The organism is Streptomyces sp. DSM 120436 (assembly GCF_055778765.1).
In genome coordinates, this window is record NZ_JBSKBS010000001.1 from 4,229,835 (window position 1) to 4,248,950 (window position 19,116).

Genomic DNA, 19,116 nt, shown 5'->3' on the forward strand with positions numbered 1-19,116 from the left:
CCGTGTTGCGGCTCAGTCGGCGGTGCTGTAGACCGTGCGGAACCCAGAGCGGTGTTGCCGGGGAGTGGCCATGATCGGGCGCCTCATGAACAGCACCCGGAACCACTCGTCCTCCAGCAGGACCGTAACGATCTCACCGGCGTACTGCACACCTACGAAGATTGTCTGTTGGTACACCCTGATCTGTCCGGCGTGGTTGACCTTCCGGGTCACGTAGAGCTCGTCTGCCAGATCCACCGGTGGATCCACAGGAGCAGTATGTGGTTCCGCGGCTGGAGATGACGGGGCGACGACCGGGGGCGGCGGACTGACGAGCGGTGGCTGAAGGTACCTCCAGGTGTGCGTGCGCAGCTTCGACATGGCCTTGGACTCGACCTGGCGCACGCGCTCCCTCGTGACTCCCAGGACCTGGCCGATGGCGTCGAGGGTTGACTCCGGTCCTCCGTCGAGCCCGTACCGCAAGGTGATCAGCCGACGCTCCCGGTCACTAAGGCAATCGAGGAGATGGTGCACCTCTTCCGGAGACAGGTCTTTGTAGAGGGTGTCGGGTTCGGACCAGTGCGGCCCGCGGATGGTCCGGTCGACCTCCTCGTGCAGCGCGTCATCACCGATTGCCTCGGTCAAGTCTTCCAACGGGACGGTGTGGCGCACCCGGGACAGCAGGGTTCGCGCTTCTTCCACGGCGACACCTGCGTGGGCGGCCACCGTCGTGAGGGAGTCGGCCGGGGCCACATGCCCAAGCTTCCGTGCGGCCTTGTGAAGTGCGGCCACGGCTTCGTGGGCGTGTGCCGGGAGACGCACCGTGCGACTCTTGTCCGCCAGAGCCCGATGGATCGCCTGGCGGATCCAGTTCGTGGCGTAGGTCGAGAACTTGAACCCCTTACGGTGATCGAACTTCTCGATTGCGTGCAGCATGCCGATATTGCCTTCCTGGATCAGGTCCAGGAAGTCCAGCCCGTGCCCCGTGTACCCGACAGCGATGCTCACCACCAACCGGAGGTTCGCGCAGGCGAAACCTGTGAAGGCCTGTTCACCGAGCAGGACGAGTTGCTCGAGCTCGCGGTGGAGCTTCGGGGCGATCTTCCTGCCGGCTTCGTCCAGTTTCTCCCGCGCCAGCAGTCCTGCCTCGATGGCCTCGGCCAGTTCTGCCTCCTGCTGACGGGAGAGCAGCGGGTATGCGCCGATCACCTTGCGGTAGTACTTCAGCGAGTTGAACACGGGCTGACGCACACCGGAGTCCTCGAAGGCCGTGTCAGCAGCATTGGTTGCAGTGCACGCCGGAGGCTTCGGTGCCGGTGCCGACTGGGGTGGGCGCAGCGTTTGTACCGTCAGTGCGGCCAGATCGAGCCTGCTGTCCGGTCCCAACTCGATGGTGAAGTGCGGACCTGGCGCTCTCTGCGTCGGAATGACGGGGAGCCCGGGAGGTGCGGGCGCCTCCTCCGGGGGCCGGGCAGGCGTGGGACGGCTTGGCTCGGGCGGCACCGCCGGACTGCTGGGCGGCGCACCGAACGAGGCCGCCAGGGCGGGAGGGAGTGTGACCCCTTCCTGCGCGGCCCGGCGCAGAGCCTCGGTGACGGCAGTCCTATCCGTCCCGGTCAGCAGCTGCCGCAAGGCGGCCGGATGGAGCACGCGCTCCGTACCTGCCGCTGCCAGAAGCTTCGCGTGTAGCGCGGCCGATGCCCCAGCCTCGACATCCGTCGTCACCGACGTCCCCCTCCCGTGTGCCCCACAGCAACCCAGCGAGCCCTCATGTATTGGAGCATTGGCCACTGACAAACACGTCACGTCCGGAGCCTGGCACTCGTTGTCAGGCGGGGCTCTGCATACGCCCCGGAAGAAACGGTGCACGATATTCCGCATGCGCAGGTTCTGTGTTTCAGGCGCAAAGGAATGGTAGAACGGTAAACATCAGCCGAGCCGGACCGCAAGAAGATGCGGCCCGGTCGGGGAGGGAAACATGCTGGTGGATCCCGCGCAGCTGCTGGACGACTGCGAACGGGCGTGGCGCGAGGCGGGGGAGCCGTCGGCCGCCGACGGGACGGACTCCGTCGTCCGGCGCACCGTGCTCGTCCTGGAGGCGCTGGTGGCCTACGTGCTGCTCGGCGAGCGGTCCGGGCTGCCGCGGGACGCCGTGTTCACGCGATGGCCTGCCTGTACGGTGTACGCCGTGGCGTTCAGCGCGCAGAGGGGGGACCCCGGCCTCGCAGACCTGCTGTCCGAGGCGCGGACGCGTGTCGTCACGGCTCGTCCCGAACTCGGCCGCCGTCGCGCCGCCTCGAGAGCAGTGACGGCCGACGAGGCCTGGCTCGCAGCCGCACAGGAGGCGGCACGCTCGCTGGGCTGGGCCTGGCGTTCGCCGGCCGTCGCGGACCTGTCGGACGCCTCCTTGCTCGTCCCCACGCCCCAGGTGGTTGCGGCCCCTCCGGAACTCCGCCTCGGCCCCGGCGCCGGCAGCGTCCTGCTGACCCTGCCCAGTGGCCCGGACGCAGCCGCCTGGCAGCTGGCGGCCGACGGTGAGTCGTTCACCGTGTCGCCGCCGCACTGGGTCCTGCCCGGCCCCGTGCGCCGCGTCGAGGCCACCGACCCGGTCGGCACCACCCATGCGTCGGCCGTCGTCGACCCGGACACCGTCCTGCTGGCCTTCGCCGCCGACGGCCACCGCATCCCTCTCGACGAGCCACTGCCCGCCACCGAGATTCACCTGCTGCACGTGGGCACCCTGGAGACGGAGGGCGCACAGGCCGCGATCGTCGAACTGCCCACTCCGTACGGCTGGAGCGGGTGGACCCTGAGCCAGGTGTCCCTGGCCGGCGTCACCCGGCTCCGTACCTCCGAAGCCGCGCCGGGCAGGTGGCTGGAGGTGGCCGTCGGACGGTCGTTCGGCTGGGAAGGGGGTGCGACGCTGCCCTGGCTCACCGGTGAGGACGGAGCACCGGTGTGGCACCGGCGGCCCGCGCTCCGGCTCCGGCGCCGGCCGGGGGAGCCGGAGGCGCAGCACTGGCAGGTGGAGGTGCGCCGCTCCGGCCACGAGGTAATCCTGGCCTGCCGCACCGGCGCGCCCGGTGCCCTCCTCGACCCCTGGGAGCACGTTCCCGGCCCACTGCTCGGCCCGTACGAGATCCTCGTCCACCGTCCGGGGCGGCGGGGTCGGCGCCGTCTCACCGCTTTCCTGGCCGAAGGCGTGGAGACCACGCCTTCGGCCGAGTGGCGCCTGTTGGCCCCGCAGGGTGGACTGGTGCCGACGCGACTGGACCTCCGTACCGGCGGACCGATCACCGTCTCCCGGAACGTGGTCGAGTTCGCCCCGTACGAGACCACCAGGGGCCTCGCCCTGCGCGACGGTACGCGCGGGTTCCGGGTCCAGGCGCTCGTCCCGTACTCCGAGGTCCGCCTGGAACTCGACGGCAGTCCTCTTCCCTGGTCGATCCGTCCGCTCGACATCGACGCGGCCGACCTGGCGCGGGACAGCGCCCTGACCGTGCGCCTGCCCGAGCAGGCGGTGGCCGTGACCCCCGAACTGATGCTCGTCGTCGAGGGAACGACCCTGGTCAGCCTGCGGCCGGAACGACGCATACGGACCCGCAAGGGCGACCTGCGCTACTCCCTGACCGCCCTGACGGACACCGCCCGCGACTGCGCCAAGGCCGAGCTTCGGCTACTGGTCGCGGGGCAGGACGTGCACGTCGGCACCATCCGCACCCATCCCATCGCACAGGACGTCGTACCGGACGGCACCGGACTGCTGCTGCGCGGGCTGCGTCACCCCGGCGAGCTGACCGCCCGGCTCTACCAGGCCCTCGCCCCGTGGCGGCAGCCGCTGAGCGTGCTGGTCGACGACAGCGGCCGTGTACCGCTGCCCGCCGCCTGGCGGTCGGCCGGTCCGCTTGTCGTGAGCCTGCACGTCGGGACCCACACGGCCGACGCCGCACCGGCCTGGCCCAGCCTGCGTGACCGCGACACCCTGGTACTGCGCCGTTCCCCTTGGACGTCCTCGGTCGTCGACGGCACCGCAGCGGCCCGGACCACGGAGTACCTGGGCGGGCGCGGAACGCTGCCGCGCGGCACCGACGCCGTTCCATACCAATGGATCGTGGCCGCCCGCGGCCGGGACCTGCAGGAGTGCGGTGCGAAGGAGACCGCACCGGCGGAGTGCGTGCAGGCCTTGGGGGAGGCCGGGGTCGACGCCCTCCTGGGGGCGGCCGGCAGTTCCCTGCGCTCCGGCGAGTTGGCCGCCGCGCTGGTGAGCAGCGGCCTGGCCGCGTTGCGCATCCGGGAGGTGACGGACCCGGCCGCCGTACGCCCTGTCTGGCGACGAGCACCCCTGTGTGGGCTGCTGCTCACGGCACCGCTGCTGCCGTACCTGTCCGGCGACCCGGCCTACGAGATCGTCGAGTTGTATCCGGAGGAGAAGGAACTCATTGACGAGGTGGGGCAGTTCCTGGGAAGCGCCGGTACGGCGATCCTGTCCGGGCAGGGTGACCCCAGCCGCACGGTCGGCCGGTTCGACGCTCACGCCCGAGCCCTGAACGAGCTTCCTGAGATTCAGCAGCAGGCCGTGTGGCGCACGGCGGGTGTCGTACCGCGCGGGCTTCTGGACACCGACACCCGGACCGCAGCCGCCTGGCAGGCGTTCCGCGACCGGCGCACCCTTCAGTACTACGCCGTGCGTGAGGAGTGCGAGGAGTGGCTGACGGCCCTCGAGAACTTCCTCGAGGACGGACACCCATTCCTGGTCACGGCGTTCCGCGACCGGGGGCCGGGTTCGCTGCGCGGCCCCGGTGAAGCCTGGATGCGGGTGCCCCAGTTCTCGCTGGGCTGTGCGCTGATCGCCCGGCTCGCCGCCTCGGAAAATCCTCGGGCCGCCAAACTGGAGCGGGGGCTACGGTCGCTGTGGGCGTCCGTGGCCGTCCACACGCCCGACCTCACCGCTGTCGATCTGGCTCTCGCGGAATGCCTGGTCACTGCAGAGACCGTGCAGGCCACCGGCTGAGCCCGGCCGGAGACAGCCGTACCGGTCTTTGGCCGTCGTCCCCGTCACGCCCACCCCGTCCGCAGCAGACCCGGAGCCAGCCCGTGCACAGCCTCGACCCGCTCGCCACGTCCACGCTGATCAGCGACACCTACCGCCGCTATCTGCGGTCGCTGCTGCCGCTGCGGGAACCCCGTCTGGCCGAGGCACTCGCCCAGGCCATCGACACCAGCCCGCTGCTCACCAAGGGCCCTCTGCTGGAGGCCACCCCCGCCTACGCGCCGGGCGCCCCCCTGAACGAACTCATCGGCGAGGGCGTACTGGATCCGGCATTCCGGCAACTGACGGGTCCCGCTCTGCCTGCGGACCGCCCCCTGTACAGTCACCAGGAGCAGGCACTGCGCAAGGCCGCAGCCGGACGCAACCTGGTCGTCGCCACCGGCACGGGGTCCGGCAAGACCGAGAGCTTTCTGCTGCCCATCCTCAACGCGCTCGCCGTCGAACACGCCCGCGGCACCCTCGGTCCCGGTGTCCGCGCCCTCCTGCTGTACCCCATGAACGCGCTGGCCAACGACCAGATGAAACGCCTACGCCGACTGCTCGCCGCAGCTCCCCACATCACCTTCGGCCGCTACACGGGTGACACCAGGGACGACCCGCGCCGAGCCGCCGACACCTTCGAGCAGCTCAATCCCGGCGAGCCACGCCTGCCCAACGAGTTGCTCAGCCGCCGTGAGATGCGCGCCGCTCCGCCCCATCTCCTGCTCACCAACTACGCCATGCTGGAGTACCTGCTGCTCCGCCCCCAGGATATGGACCTCTTCGAAGGGGAGCACGCGGGCGGCTGGAAGTTCATCGTTGTCGACGAGGCTCACGTCTACGACGGAGCACGCGGCGCCGAACTGGCCATGCTGCTGCGCCGGCTGAAGGACCGGGTGGGCCAAGGACGCGACATCCAGGCCATTGCCACCAGTGCCACCGTCGGCGCGGAGGAGAACCCCGCCGCCGTCACCGCCTTCGCCCAGGCACTCTTCGACGCCCCCTTCCACTGGGACGCCGACAACCCCGCCGCGCAGGACCTCGTCACCGCGACCCGGGTGGTCACGCCCGACGGCCCGCACTGGGGACCGCTGCCGCCCACCGAGTACCTGCGCCTGGCCGCCACGGCCGACCCCGGCCCCGAGATAGTGTCGGCCGCACGCATGCACGGGCTGCCCGCCGACACCACTCCGGCCGCCGCCCTCGCCGCCGAAGCAGGCACCGCCGCCCTGCGTCGAGCCCTCGCCGAGGGGCCCCGGCCCGTGCGCGACATCGCACAGGCAGTCTTCCCTGGTGATCCGGTGGGACCGGCCGCCCTCACCGCGCTCATCCAGCTCGCGAGCCAGGTGACCGACATCGACGGCGCCCCGGTCCTCTCCGCCCGCTACCACCTCTTCGCACGGGCCACCGAAGGCGCGTTCACCTGCCTCGCCCCGGACGGTCCTCACCTCGACCTGGCCCGCCACGAAATCTGCCCGCACTGCACACGGCCCTCCTTCGAGCTCGGCGCCTGCCGTCGCTGCGGTGCCGTCCACCTGCACGGCACCCTCGACGGCCCTGGTGCCCGGTCCCGCCTTGCGCACCGCAAATCCCCCGACAAGCCCCACACCTGGCTGCTCCTGGACGGGGACGACTCGGGCGCCGGCATCGACGAGGACGACGAAACCCTCGGCGAGAGCACCAAGGGAGGACTCAGCGAACGCAGGCTGTGCACCCGTTGCGCCACCGTGCACCCCGCTGGAACGGTGGTCTGCACGGCGGACGACTGCAGGGGGACCGAACTGCGCCGCGTACACCAGCTCGACACCCGCGAGGGAACCCCGGCCTCCTGCCTCTCCTGCGGCGCCCGCGGTCACGGCATGATCCGTCTTTTCGAGACGGGCAACGAGGCGGCTGCCTCCGTCCTCGGTACGGCCCTCTATCAGGCGCTACCCCCGGAGACCGACGGACCCGCCGCCGCGCTGCCGGGACGTGGCCGCAAGCTGCTGTTCTTCAGCGACAGCCGCCAGGCCGCCGCCTACTTCGCCCCCTACCTCGAGGACTCCTACACCCGTATTCAGCACCGGCGTCTGATGACTCAAGCCGTCCTGAAGGGCTGCCCCGACCCCGACGAGCCGCTGCACATCGACGACCTCGTCGCCCACACCATCCGCAACGCCGACCGCGCCGGAGTCTTCCGCCGCAACGACTCGCGCCAGGCCAAGCAGCGCGAGGTCGCCCTGTGGGTGATGCAGGAAGTGCTCAGCGTCGACGACCGTCAGTCGCTCGAAGGCCTCGGACTGCTCCGGGTCGATCTCGACCGCGAGCCCTTCTGGCAGCCGCCCGCCGCGCTCGCCTCACTCGGCCTGACCGACGACGAGGCCTGGTGGCTGGTGCAGGAACTGCTGCGCACCGTGCGCAACCAGGGTGCGCTCACCATGCCCGAGGACGTTGACGCGGGCGACGAGGCGTTCGCCCCGCGCCGCGGGCCCGTCTGGGTCCGCTCCAAGGGATCCGACGCCAAACGCAAGGTGATCAGCTGGCTGCCCAGTGCCGCGGGCGTCTCCAACCGGCGCGTCGACTACCTGGAGCGGGTGCTCGACGTCGTCGGGCACCAGGGAGACCGGCGCGGGGCCGCTCTGGAGATCCTGGGCCGACTGTGGACCGACCTCACCACCGGACACCTCGCCGACTGGATGCAGGGGGAGAACCACTCCGGCATCGGCGCGGTCCGTCGGCTCGACCACGCCTGGCTGCGCCTGCGGCCCGTCACCGAGGACAGCGAGCCGCTTCACGCCTGCGACCGCTGCCGCCGCGTCGTTGCCGTGTCCGTACGCGGGGTGTGCCCCACCCTGCGCTGCACCGGCCGCCTCGAGGAGTACAAGCCGACCACCGAGACGGACGGCCACCTCCGCCGCCTCTACCGCACCTTCGACCCTGTTCCGCTGCGTGCCCAGGAACACACGGCACAGTGGACCGGCGAGAAGGCGGCAGAGATCCAGGGCGAGTTCGTCCGTGGGCAGGTCAATGCCCTGTCCTGCTCCACCACCTTCGAGCTCGGCGTCGACGTGGGCGAGCTGCAGGCTGTCGTCCTGCGCAACATGCCGCCCTCCACCGCCAACTATGTACAGCGGGCCGGACGCGCCGGCCGGCGTGCGGGCTCCGCCGCGCTCGTTCTCACCTACGCCCAGCGACGCCCTCACGACCTCGCACGGTTCGCGGAGCCCCAGCGGATGATCGCCGGAGAGGTCCGGGCCCCGATCGTCCCCGTCGACAACGTCCGGATCGACCGGCGCCATGCCCACTCGATCGCCCTCGCCGCGTTCTTCCGCGCCATGAAGGAGGAACGGGGCCGCATCTGGCGCACGGCGGGCGAGTTCTTCCTTCCTGACGACACCACCGGCGAGACCGCCGCCCACCTCGTGCGTGACTGGCTCACGCCCGTCCCGGAGAGCGTGGCGGCCTCGATCCGCCGGGTGCTTCCCGCGAGTGTGCAGGACGAGATCGACGTGGAGTCGAGTGCCTGGGTCGGTGAACTGGATCGGCTGCTGCGGGCGGCGGGACAGATCCTCGACCAGGACGTCACCGCCTACAGCGACCGACGTGACCAGGCGGTGGCCGCCCGCAAGTACCGGTTGGCGGACATGTACGAGAAGGTCATCCGCAACCTGACACACCGTGACCTGCTCGGCGTCCTGGCCAACCGCAACGTCCTGCCCAAGTACGGCTTCCCCGTGGACACCGTCGAGCTGCGCATCCCGCAGGACAGCGGCGCCGTATCGGGCCAGCTCGAACTCACCCGCGATCTCAGCGCCGCCGTCCACGAGTACGCGCCGGGAGCCGAGATCGTGGCGGGCGGCCGTCTGTGGGCGTCCGCGGGCGTCTACCGCCTACCCGACCGTGAACTGGTCAGCCGTTACTACGTCGTGTGTGACGTCTGTGGCCGTTACGAGGAGGCCGCCGAGCCCGTGGATCCCACCTGCACCGCCTGCGGCACGCTGTCCACCTCCGCGCCGCGTCGCTACGTCGAGCCGGTCTACGGTTTCGTCGCCGCGCGCGGGCCCCAGCGCAGTCCGGGACAGACACCGCCGCGCCGCTCCTGGTACGGCAACGTCTACATGTCCACCGACACCGCGGACGTCCACGAGGGAACCACTCTCTTCACCTCCGGACACACCACGATCTGGTCGGCGGGCGCCCGGGGCGAGATGGTCGTCGTCTCGGAGGGGCCGGGCGGCGCCGGGTACGAGATCTGCGACTGGTGCGGCTGGGGCCGTCCGCATGCGCGAGCGGCGTCCCGGGGCGCGGCACACCCCCATCTGCTGAAGGACGCGCAGTGCACCGGCCCGCTCCGGGTCGTCTCCCTCGCGCACCGGTACCAGACGGACTTCCTCCAGATCCACCTCGACCCGCTCACCGCCCTCAGCGCGACGCAGGAAGTCCTGCGCTCCGGTCTCTACGCATTGCTGGAAGGCGCGGCCGCCCACCTGGAGATCAGCAGGGACGACATCGACGGCACGGTCCACACCGCAACCGACGGCATGCCGTCGCTGCTGCTCTTCGACACCACGCCAGGCGGCGCGGGTAACACGATCCGCATCGGTGAGCATCTCGAAGCCGTCGTCGAAGCGGCGGCCGACCGGGTGGGCGGTTGTGAATGCGGCCCCGAGAGCAGTTGCTACGCATGCCTGCGGACCTTCCGCAACGAGCGCTTCCATGAACTGTTGAGCCGCCGCGAAGCCATGGTGCTCCTGGGCGCCTTGTCAGGAGTCAGCAGTTGACCACATGAAGGTGAAATGTGGAATGGGGAGTGGCTTGTGAAATGAGTGTAGCGTGCACATACTGGTGCCGGAATTGATCAGTGCGACGTCGCCCCCGGCGGGCGCGGACAGTCCCGGGGGAAACAGTGAAGGGTCCGGACAACAGACTCGTGCAGACCGCGGTGATCGGGAGCCCGCACTCGGGACGCGCGGTCATCCTGCCGACGGACGCCGACGAACTGCTGCGGTGGCGCCGCGGTCACCGTACCTACACGTACTGGTGCGGAACCCAGCTCGGCGGCTGTGGCAACGAACTTTCCGACCGGCTGTACCGGGACAAGGTCTGCCACTTCGCGCACCGGCCCCATACCTCCTGCCACCGCACGGCCACGGGAGCCAGCAGCGCCGACCACCTCTTCATCAAGGACGACCTCGCCGCCTGGACCGGCAGACTTGGGATCAAAGGACGTGCCACCTCACGCAATCTGGGATCCGGACCCGGCGACGCCGTCGACTTCCGTACCGGGAACGGCGGGCAACAGCACGTACGTTTCCAGTTCAGCAAGCTCTCTCATGCCGAGTGGGCCGGCACGCGTGATCGGCTGACGCCTGAGGCGGCCACCCTCGACTGGGTTTTCGGACCGAACACCGTGCAACCGGAAACCGTGGAAAAGCTGTGCGACGAGTACGGATTCCTGCTTCGTTTCCGCTTCGAGACGCACGGCGCGGCCCGGCACATTCGGCTCCGGGCGGAGACCCCCGGAAGCAGCACCGAATGGGTGCCGCTGCATGCCTGCGTCATGGCTCCCGAAGGGCTGCGGGTGCCAGGAGCAGAGTCGCGACGCCGTACCTCCGGTTCGCGACCTGCCGGCGCGGCAGGTACCGCGGTGGCGCCGAGGCCGAGCAACGACCAGGTACGTGCGCTGAGGGAGGCACTGGTCAGCGCCGCACGCCTCCGGACCCGGCCGACCTGGGAGGTGCTGTGCCGCACGGCCGGCGGTGACCTGCTGCATGTGTCTCCGCGGGACCGGGTCGGCCTGCTCATCGCCGTGGAACGGGCGGGCGGACAGGGCGCGCCGCTGCTGTCGGCCCTTCTGAGAACCGAGAAGGGCGAACCACCGCACTACATCGGAGCAGTCGTCTCCGCTGTCGGCGGCGGGACACCGGCCACGGCACAGGTGCTGAAGCGCTGGTGCCAACGGGAGGCCGACCGGGCGTTTGCCGTGCACGGAACGCCGTCCCGCACCGCTCCGGCGCGTCTGGCACTCACCGCCGACGGGCGGATCGCCGCGCAGAGAGCCGAGCCGGTGGCGCGGCGAACCATCGTCCATGTCGAGGCCCGCGCCTCGGTACTGGAAGTCACACCGCTTCATGAAGCTCTGTGCGGTGCACGGGAGAAGCAGGACAGGAGGCTGGTGGTGGGTCTTCTCGAACAGGCGGAGGATTCGATAGTCACCCTGCCGAAATCCGAACATGCCAAGCTGCTGCGAGAGATGAGGACAGCACGCGACTGGCTGAACAGTGAGGTGGCGAAGAGCAAGCGGAAGCGGAAGCGTCGGACACTCGTGGATCCGCAGGAGAGGGCGCGGACGAAGAAGAAGGGCGACACGCTGAGGGACGCCCGTCCGCTGAAGGGCGTCGGGAAGAAGCCCGGGAAGAGGAAGCCGTCGTAGCGAACCCGCGCGCATGACGGCCGCCGCCGGCACTGTGCCGACGGCTTGCGACACGCAGAGACCTCGTACATCTGTCTTCCGTGTCGGGCGACACGGAGAGCCGGACCCCTCCTGCACGTCGGCGGTCGCTTCGGCAAGAGTTGCTGGGGGGCAGGCCACGGCGGCCGGGCAGGAGCACGGTCCCGTCCGTCACCCCCGTCCGAGGCTCCCCACGGTCCACGCGCATGACGTCGGCCCCGGCGCGGTACCCGGCCCGTACTGCGGAAGGGAGCGGATCATGGCGGTCTGTGAAGTGTGCGGGAACGACTACGCCCTCTCCTTCGAGGTGCACACGGTCGGCGGTTCGGTCCACACGTTCGACAGCATCGAGTGCGCCGCCCACAAACTGGCGCCCATCTGCGACAACTGCGGGTGCAAGGTCCTCGGCCACGGTCATCAGGCCGACGGCCAGTTCTTCTGCTGCGCCCACTGCGCCCGCGCCCAGGGGCACGCGGAGCTGGCCGACAGCGCGTGACCGTGAGCGAAGGGTGACGACGAGAAGCGCGCGGGATTCTGCGCCACCGACCGACTCACCGGAGTGTGACGAATGATCGACGAGAGCCATGTCAGGGACCTCTGTGACGCTGCGAACGACGATGCCGCGCTCGTCCTGCTGGAAGGCAGGGCACGCGTGGTCGACCGGCCGTCGGGAGAGGAGTCCCGGGGAGCGCTGCTCGTGATCACCAAACGCGACCTGGTCGAGCGACTGGGGCCCGACCCGAGCGACCAGGCCCTGCACGACGTGGCGGGGACCCTGACCGACACGGTCGGCAAACTGGGCGCCTGACGTGGTTCTCCCGCGGTGACCGCCCGCTCCGGCATGGACGGAGGCGGTCACCGCCTGTCGGGCGCGATCACTCCGCACGCACCTCGGCCTGCCCGTAGCGCGGTGCCATACGGCGGCCCGACCCGGCGCGCAGGTCCAGTTCCGCCGCCGCCAGCCGGGACACGGCCTCCGCGTCCGTCAGGCCGGGCACGCACACCACCTCGCCGGCCTCCAGACCGGCGAGGGACGCGGTCACCACGTCCGCCGCGGGCATGCCGCCCTCGTCGTGGACGCGGCGCTCACCGCTCACCGGGGTGTCCCCGGCGCCGAGGTGGAACTCGGTCGCCGTGAGCCCCGGGCACACCACCTGCACCCGCACCGGGGTGCGGGCCAGCTCGGCGGCCAGGGTGCGGGTGAAGGTCACCGCGTAGCCCTTGGACCCGGCGTAGACGGCCCGCTGGGGGAGCGGGTCCGGCGGGAGGTCGCCGGCGAAGGCGAGGAGTGACGCCACGTTGATCACGGCGCCCCGGCCGCGCGCCAGCATGCCGGGCACGGCGGCCCGCGTCAGCGCCGTGAGCGCCACGACGTTCACGTCGAGCACCCGGGTGAGGAGGTCGGCGTCGACCTCGGCGAACGGGCCGTAGCCGTTGATGCCGGCGTTGTTGACCAGCAGGTCCACGTCGTCGGCGGACGCCCGTTCCGCGACGCGGGCCACGTCCTCCGGGCGGCCCAGGTCCGCCACCAGCGTCTCGACGCCGGCCCCGCCCTCCTTCAGCACCTCTTCGGCGAGGGTGTCCAGCCGCTCCGCCCGCCGGGCGACCAGCACCAGCCCCCAGCCGCGCGCGGCCAGCCGGGTCGCGTACTCCCACCCGATGCCGGAGGAGGCCCCCGTGACGAGGGCCGTGCCGGGTGCGTCGTGCGAGGTCATGTGCGTGATCCCTCCGTCGCCGGGTGGTGCCGTGCCGGACCGCCGTCCGACCTGCGCCGGGTGTCCCGGCGGGGCGCGGGCGAAACGCGGCGGCAGCCGTCCTGCGGGTGTCGAGAAGGCGTGGAGGCGGCGTCGCGCCCCCACCCTCATCCCATGCCTCCCTCCCGGACCTCCTTCGTCCGCCTGCCGTACCGGGCCTCCTGCAAGCAGCCGCATCCGGCGCGGACGCGGGACGGCGAGGCCGACCGGCGGGTCTGCCCGCGCTGCGCCGGCGCGCTGATCCACGTCGGCGCCGCCTTCGCCGCGCCGCCGCGCCGGGACACCGAGGGGTGGCGGGTGCTGTCCGTGCTGCTGCACGCCGGCGTCCGCTTCTCCACGAGCTGCTGCGGCGGGCCCGGATATCGGCCGCGCGCGCTGCGGGAGGTGCGCGAGCGGATGGCGTATGCCAAGCGCACCGGCGAGCCGATCGCCAGGGCGCTGGTGCGTTCCGAGCTGCCCTGACGTCCGGCCGCGGACGCGCCCGCACGCTACGAAAGGGGCGTGGGAGGCTGGAGGCATGGACACGGGACGGGCGGCGCACTCCGCCGACGGGGCGATACCGGCACCGACACCGGGTGGTGACCGTACGTCCCGTACCGACCCCGTGCCGTTCACCCCCGACACCCTCCTCTGGGACATGGTCGGCGACATCCGCGTCCTGCTCTATCTCCCCGCCGCCCTCGTCCTCCAGGTCGCGCACCCGGCCGTGGGCGCCGGGGTCGACGAGCACAGCGTCTTCCGCACCGACCCCTGGGGCCGCGCCCGTCGCTCCCTGGACTCGCTGCAGCTGTGGATCTACGGCGGTGACCGGGCCGTGGAGGAGGGGCGCAGGCTGCGCCGGCTGCACCGGGACATCAAGGGCACCGACACGCGTGGGCGTCCGTACCACGCGCTGACGCCCGCCTCCTACGCCTGGGTGCACGCCACCGGCTTCCCCGTCTTCCTGCGGGCCGCCGAATATCTGTTCCGGCCGTTCGACGAGGCGGGGGAGCGGCGGCTGCACGAGGAGGCGCGGCAGCTCGGGCGCATCCTCGGCATCCGGGAGCGCGACATGCCGGGCTCCGTCGAGGAGTTCCGGGTCTACTTCGACGCGACCGTGCGGGACGAGCTGGAACGGACCGCCGTCGTCGAGGAGTTGCTCGATCCGCGTCGCCCCGTGCCCCCGCCGCACGGAGCGGGGGCGGTGCTGCGGCTGCTCTGGCCCGTGCTGCGTCCCGCCTTGCTGCGGCTTCAAGTCTTCGCCACCAAGGGGCTGTTGCCGCCCGTCGCCCGCGAGCGGCTGGACATTGACTGGTCGCGGGGTGATGAGCGGCGGCTGCGGCTGCTCGGCCGCGTCGTCCGCACCGTGGTGCCGCGCCTGCCGGAACGGCTTCGCTGCCTGCCGGTCGCGTACGCCGCACGTCGCGCCGCCCGCGCCTGACCCTCCCGCTACGGCCGTACCGAGCCGCCTCCGGGCGCGGCGCCCGCCCCGACCGCAGGTCCGCCCCGGAGTGGGCGCCACTCCCCGTCACCTACCTCCGTCATGCCCATTGCCCCGCCTCCCGGCCCTCGCTATGTTAATTGAAAATCACATCCGTGCGACGAGGTTCCGCACGCATCTGTCGCGCAAATGGCAAGTCTGCGAAGGCAACCGGAAGTCTCCGGCCCTCTAGGGAAGCAGGTAAGTCAATGGAGAACCTCAGCAGGAGAAAGGCCCTGACCCTCGGAGTCGCGCTGGGCGTCGTCGGCGCCGCGGCGCCCATGCCCGCGTGGGCGTCGGCCGGTTCGGCCGCCGGGGCCGCGACCGGAGCCGGAACCCTCACCGGGGCCGGGGCCGCCGCGGGTCCGGGCCCCGAGTGGATCTGGGACGACGCGGCGGACCCGCTGACGGCCCGGATGCTCGACGACGGCCACGTCCCGGCGATCAACCGGGCGTGGGAGAAGTGGGTGCACAACAACGACCCGATCCCCGGCGGCCTCCCCTCCGACTTCGCCGCCTACCTGGCGCAGGCCAACCGGCTGCCCTCCTGGGCCGACCAGGCCAAACTCGCCCGCGCCGCCGACTTCAACCGGCGCCGCGACACGTACCTGTTCATGCTGTACGGCCTCGGCAGCGGCATCATGAGCACCGTCATCCCCCGCGAGGCCAAGAGCGTCTACTGGTCCGCGGGCGGCGCCGACATGCAGGACCGCGCGGCCAAGACGTTCACCTTCGGCTACGACCTCTCGCAGCTCGGCGCGTTCAGGCCGACCGGGCAGTTCGTCGTCACCGCCAACAAGACCCGTGTGGTGCACGCCGCCGTACGCCACCTGCTGCCGCAGTCGCCGCACTGGAAGGCGGTCGCCGACGAGACCGTCCCGATCAGCGCCGCCGACATCCTCGTCACCTTCCACAGCCTCGGCACCTACGTGCACCAGAAGCTCCTCGAGTGGAGGATCCCGTACCCGGCCGCCGACCAGGAGGCCTTCCTGCACATGTGGCAGGTGGCCGTCCATCTGCTCGGCGTGCCCTACGCGCACATCCCCAAGACCTGGGGGGAGGCCGTCGCGCAGTCGCAGCAGGTCCTCACCCCGATCCTCACCCCCTCGCCCGAGGGCATCGCGCTCGCGGAGAGCCTGCTCGGCCTCACCGCGCAGATCGACCTCGGCGTCACCCGTGGCTTCCTCAACGAGTTCGTGCGCTACGTCCTCAGCGACGAGGTCGGCGACTGGCTGGGCCTGCGGCGCGACTACGCGGCCGCCGCGCTGGTGCGCACGGCGTGGCCGGCGTTCCTCCTCTTCCGTGAGGGGCTGTCGCCCGTCATGCCCGGCGCCTTCTACATGCTCGACCAGTTCGTACGGGCCCTGGCCATGCTGTTCCTCAACAAGGGCTCCTCGGCGTTCACCACGCCCATCACCATCCCCACCGGCAACCGGCCCACCTGAGCGGACGGGACCGCGGAGACACCCGCCCGGCCCCGCCCCGCGGCACCACGGCCGAGGGGCGGAGTCACCGACCCAGGGCGCCCAGCACCAGCGCGGTCACGGCCTCGCGGTTCTCCGGGGTGTCCCGCCACCGCAGGGCCCGCCCCGCCTCGACCACCACACCGAAACCCGCGTGCACCAGCACCCGGGCCTGCCGGGGGTCCAGCTCCGGGCGCACCAGCCGCAGGTGCTGCTCCCACACGGCGATGTGCTCCCGCTGCGCTTGGACCACCGGACGCCGCAAGTCGTCGCGCAGCCCCGCCAGCTCGGCCTCGGCCACGCTGTTCAGCTCGGTGTGCTCGAAGCTGTAGGCCACGTACGTCGCCGCCAGCGCGACGACCGCCTCGCGCGGGCCGGCCACCCCCTGCAGACTCCGTTCCACGCCCTGCGACAGCAGCGCCGCCGCCTGGAGGCAGGCCGCCGCCAGGATGTCGATCTTCCCGGGGTAGTGGCGGTACAGCGCGGACGGGGTCAGGCCGACCGCCTGCGCGATCTGCCCGTTGGTGACGTTGGCGAAGCCGTACCGGGCGAACAGCGGCACGGACGCGGCGAGGATCTCCCCGCGCCGGGTGCGCGGGACGGGCCGGGCGGGCAGTTCCACCGGGTGCGCGCCGGGCGGGACCGCCGCGGGGTCGCTCGCGGCCACCCCGAGCGCGGCGGCCGACAGCAGCTCCTCCGCGCGCCGTTGGGCGATGGAGGTGCGGTGCATCGTGACCGACCCGATCGCGCCGAGGGCCGCCACCGCCCGCAGCCGTTCGTCGGGCAGCGGATGCTCACGTTGCACCGCTTCGTCGACCCGTTCGACCAGACGCCCGAACTTCACCCGCAGGCGCCGGCGGTCCTCGCGGTTGAGGTAGCGCGCCTCCCAGCGGTACACGCCGCCCGACGCGCGGTGCGTCACCGTGATCCGGGTGAGCGCCGTGAGGACGTCCGTGAGGCCCGCTCCGGACGGCACCTCGTCCAGCGCCGCGACCAGGCCGTCCACCATGACGTCCGCGCACTCCGCGAACAGCGCGTACTTGTTGGGGAAGTGCCGGTACAGCGCGGCCGCCGAGATGCCGACCTGGGCGGCGACCTCCTCCATGGAGGCCGTGTGATAACCGCGCTCGCTGAACACCCGCCCGGCCGCCTCGAGGATCAGCTGTCTGCGGTTGCGGGGCCGCGTGGCCGGAGCCGGCTCGACGGGCGTGGCCGAACGGGCGGACGAGGAGGCGGGAGCCATGGCGATTAGTCAATCACACGGGGTGAGGCGGCCGGGCTCCCTCCGTTTTCCGGCCCGGCACGGGCACGGCACCGTACGCCCCCGCGTGTGCCGGAAGCCTCTCCGCTCAGTCGAACAGGAGCACCGGTTTCACCACCCCGCCCGTCTCCATGGCCGTCACCGCCGCCCCGATCTCCTCGAACGGGAAGACCGTCACCAGCGTCTCCAGCGGGAACAGCCCGCGGCGCCACAACCCGATCAGATCCGGAAGGAAGCGGCCGGGGCGTGAGTCGCCCTCGATGACCCCGTGCACCCGCACCCCCTTCCCGAGCAGGGACATCACGTCGAACGTCACCTCGCCGCCCAGGCCGAGCAGGGCCAGCTCGCCGCGCGGGCGCAGCGCGGCGGCGGCCTGCCGGGCCACCTCCGGGCGTCCCGTGGTCTCCACGACGTGGTGCGCCCCGCCGCCCGTGAGGTCCCGCAGCGCCGCCGCCAGACCGCCCCCCGGCGGCAGGGCCGCCTTCGCGCCCAGTTCGACGGCCAGGGCACGGCGGGCGGGGACGGGGTCGACCGCCACCACCGGGTCGCAGCCCACGGCCACCGCCGCCATCACCGCGCTCAGCCCGACCCCGCCCGCCCCCATGACGACCAGCGACGCGCCGGGCTCGGGCCGCAGCCGGTTGAGCACGGTGCCCGCACCCGTCTGCCCGCTGCAGCCGAGCGGCGCGGCGACCTCGTCGGGCAGGTCCGCCGGCACCTTCACCACACCCCGCTCCCGCACGACGGCGTACGTGGCGAAGCTGGACTGGCCGAAGAAGCCGCCGTGCACCGGTGCGCCGTCGCGGGAGAGGGGAGTGGTGCCGTCGGCGCGCCCGCCGGAGAAGTTCAGCGACCGCGCGTGGAGACAGTAGGCGGGGTGGCCCGTCGCGCACTGCTCGCACGCGCCGCAGCTCGCGAAGGTGAGGCAGACCCGGTCGCCGGGCGTCACGCCCCTCACCCGCGCGCCGACCGCCTCGACCCGCCCCGCGCCCTCATGGCCGAAGACCATCGGGGTGAGCCGGCGGGGCCAGGCGTCCCGCATGCCCAGGTCGGTGTGGCAGACGCCGGCCGCGGTCACCCGCACCAGCACCTCGTCCGGCCGTGGCTCCTCGAGGTCCAGTTCCCGCAGGGTGAACGGGGCGCCCGGCGTCTCGGCGACCGCCGCGCGGATCCGCCTCACGCGCCCTCCCCGGCGCCGGTCCGGGGCGCGCCGCCGCCGTCCGCCTCGGCGCCGCTTCCGGACGCGGAGGCGCGCTCGAGGAAGAAGTAGGAGAACGGCCCCTCGGCCGGCACGCCCTTCCCGTTCATGATCCCCAGCAGCGTGTCGTCGTCCACCCGCTTGAAGTGGTCGAACACCGGCCGCCCGTCGTACACCATGGTCGCCGTCGACTCGCCCCGGAACTCCACCGTCCACAGGCTCGCCTCGCCTTGGCCCAGCTCGGTGTCGGAGTACAGCTCGCCCGTCTCGTCCCAGCACATCAGCGGCTTGGCGTCGTGCACGGAGTGGAACGTCTTGCCGTACCAGCCCGCCTTCGCCAGCACGCCGTTGAGCGGGTGACCGGTGTCGAACTCCCCGCCCTTCCACGCCCCGAGGATCTCCTCGGGGCGGACCGTCGGCAGCGCGGCCCAGATCGCGTCGAGTACGCCGGGGTCGACCCGGCCGTCCCGCTGCCGGAGCTCGCGGAACAGGGTGCGCGCCTCGTGCAGGTCCATCACACGTGTCCTCTCGTCGTCGGTGCGG

Annotated in this window: 13 protein-coding genes; 8 read left to right on the top strand and 5 right to left on the bottom strand. The window is 71.8% G+C overall.

The genetic code is table 11. The annotated features are described in order from the left end of the window. Positions 1–12 precede the first annotated feature (12 nt). On the bottom strand, positions 13–1,704 hold the full coding sequence (locus ACWH4W_RS18805) for a sigma-70 family RNA polymerase sigma factor (RefSeq protein WP_473076876.1): 1,692 nt from the start codon (positions 1,702–1,704) through the stop codon (positions 13–15). A 253-nt stretch (positions 1,705–1,957) separates the two neighbouring features. Here ACWH4W_RS18805 and ACWH4W_RS18810 point away from each other — a divergent pair, with 253 nt between their 5' ends. From ACWH4W_RS18810 to ACWH4W_RS18830, 5 genes are all read left to right on the top strand, one after another. Then, a complete protein-coding gene (locus ACWH4W_RS18810) occupies positions 1,958–4,990 on the top strand; it encodes a hypothetical protein (protein WP_473076877.1) in 3,033 nt (1,010 codons plus the stop codon). 83 nt (positions 4,991–5,073) lie between these two features. Further along, positions 5,074–9,768: a DEAD/DEAH box helicase gene (locus ACWH4W_RS18815; protein WP_473076878.1), complete on the top strand. Its 4,695-nt coding sequence runs from the start codon at positions 5,074–5,076 to the stop codon at positions 9,766–9,768. Between the two features lie 149 nt (positions 9,769–9,917). Then, the gene (locus ACWH4W_RS18820) at positions 9,918–11,420 is read left to right on the top strand and encodes a hypothetical protein (RefSeq protein ID WP_473076879.1); all 1,503 of its coding nucleotides are present in this window, start codon (positions 9,918–9,920) and stop codon (positions 11,418–11,420) included. 277 nt (positions 11,421–11,697) lie between these two features. Next, the gene (locus tag ACWH4W_RS18825) at positions 11,698–11,934 is read left to right on the top strand and encodes a hypothetical protein (protein WP_106411281.1); all 237 of its coding nucleotides are present in this window, start codon (positions 11,698–11,700) and stop codon (positions 11,932–11,934) included. Positions 11,935–12,006: 72 nt separating this feature from the next. Continuing rightward, positions 12,007–12,246: a hypothetical protein gene (locus ACWH4W_RS18830; protein WP_473076880.1), complete on the top strand. Its 240-nt coding sequence runs from the start codon at positions 12,007–12,009 to the stop codon at positions 12,244–12,246. 67 nt (positions 12,247–12,313) lie between these two features. Here ACWH4W_RS18830 and ACWH4W_RS18835 read toward each other — a convergent pair whose 3' ends face one another. Then, complete coding sequence (locus ACWH4W_RS18835) at positions 12,314–13,153, bottom strand: SDR family NAD(P)-dependent oxidoreductase (RefSeq protein ID WP_473076881.1); 840 nt, start codon at positions 13,151–13,153, stop codon at positions 12,314–12,316. A 153-nt stretch (positions 13,154–13,306) separates the two neighbouring features. Between ACWH4W_RS18835 and ACWH4W_RS18840 the strand changes: the two genes are divergently transcribed. The 3 genes from ACWH4W_RS18840 (at position 13,307) to ACWH4W_RS18850 (ending at position 16,096) form a co-directional block, all read left to right on the top strand. Next, a complete protein-coding gene (locus ACWH4W_RS18840; RefSeq protein ID WP_473076882.1) occupies positions 13,307–13,654 on the top strand; it encodes a deoxyxylulose-5-phosphate synthase in 348 nt (115 codons plus the stop codon). A gap of 55 nt (positions 13,655–13,709) precedes the next feature. Beyond that, positions 13,710–14,612 (top strand): oxygenase MpaB family protein, encoded by a 903-nt coding sequence (locus ACWH4W_RS18845; protein WP_473076883.1) that lies wholly within the window; start codon positions 13,710–13,712, stop codon positions 14,610–14,612. Between the two features lie 248 nt (positions 14,613–14,860). Beyond that, a complete protein-coding gene (locus tag ACWH4W_RS18850; protein WP_473076884.1) occupies positions 14,861–16,096 on the top strand; it encodes an oxygenase MpaB family protein in 1,236 nt (411 codons plus the stop codon). 64 nt (positions 16,097–16,160) lie between these two features. On the opposite strand, the gene ACWH4W_RS18855 is transcribed toward ACWH4W_RS18850, so the two are convergent. The 3 genes from ACWH4W_RS18855 to ACWH4W_RS18865 all read right to left on the bottom strand — a co-directional run bounded on the left by ACWH4W_RS18855 (position 16,161) and on the right by ACWH4W_RS18865 (position 19,088). Next, a complete protein-coding gene (locus ACWH4W_RS18855; protein WP_473076885.1) occupies positions 16,161–17,357 on the bottom strand; it encodes a TetR/AcrR family transcriptional regulator in 1,197 nt (398 codons plus the stop codon). Positions 17,358–17,463: 106 nt separating this feature from the next. Then, positions 17,464–18,555, bottom strand: coding sequence for an NAD(P)-dependent alcohol dehydrogenase (locus ACWH4W_RS18860; protein WP_473076886.1), 1,092 nt, complete (start codon positions 18,553–18,555; stop codon positions 17,464–17,466). Then, positions 18,552–19,088 (bottom strand): DUF4334 domain-containing protein, encoded by a 537-nt coding sequence (locus ACWH4W_RS18865; protein WP_473076887.1) that lies wholly within the window; start codon positions 19,086–19,088, stop codon positions 18,552–18,554. Before ACWH4W_RS18865 ends, ACWH4W_RS18860 begins: the two co-directional genes overlap by 4 nt. Between the last annotated feature and the right edge of the window lie 28 nt (positions 19,089–19,116).

What these genes read in the sequence shown, in the direction of transcription:
- ACWH4W_RS18865 (WP_473076887.1), bottom strand. Translation starts at nt 19,088, where the DNA reads ATGGACCTGCACGAGGCGCGCACCCTGTTCCGCGAGCTCCGGCAGCGG.
- ACWH4W_RS18850 (WP_473076884.1), top strand. Translation starts at nt 14,861, where the DNA reads ATGGAGAACCTCAGCAGGAGAAAGGCCCTGACCCTCGGAGTCGCGCTG.
- ACWH4W_RS18810 (WP_473076877.1), top strand. Translation starts at nt 1,958, where the DNA reads ATGCTGGTGGATCCCGCGCAGCTGCTGGACGACTGCGAACGGGCGTGG.
- ACWH4W_RS18835 (WP_473076881.1), bottom strand. Translation starts at nt 13,153, where the DNA reads ATGACCTCGCACGACGCACCCGGCACGGCCCTCGTCACGGGGGCCTCC.
- ACWH4W_RS18855 (WP_473076885.1), bottom strand. Translation starts at nt 17,357, where the DNA reads ATGGCTCCCGCCTCCTCGTCCGCCCGTTCGGCCACGCCCGTCGAGCCG.
- ACWH4W_RS18830 (WP_473076880.1), top strand. Translation starts at nt 12,007, where the DNA reads ATGATCGACGAGAGCCATGTCAGGGACCTCTGTGACGCTGCGAACGAC.
- ACWH4W_RS18845 (WP_473076883.1), top strand. Translation starts at nt 13,710, where the DNA reads ATGGACACGGGACGGGCGGCGCACTCCGCCGACGGGGCGATACCGGCA.
- ACWH4W_RS18840 (WP_473076882.1), top strand. Translation starts at nt 13,307, where the DNA reads ATGCCTCCCTCCCGGACCTCCTTCGTCCGCCTGCCGTACCGGGCCTCC.
- ACWH4W_RS18825 (WP_106411281.1), top strand. Translation starts at nt 11,698, where the DNA reads ATGGCGGTCTGTGAAGTGTGCGGGAACGACTACGCCCTCTCCTTCGAG.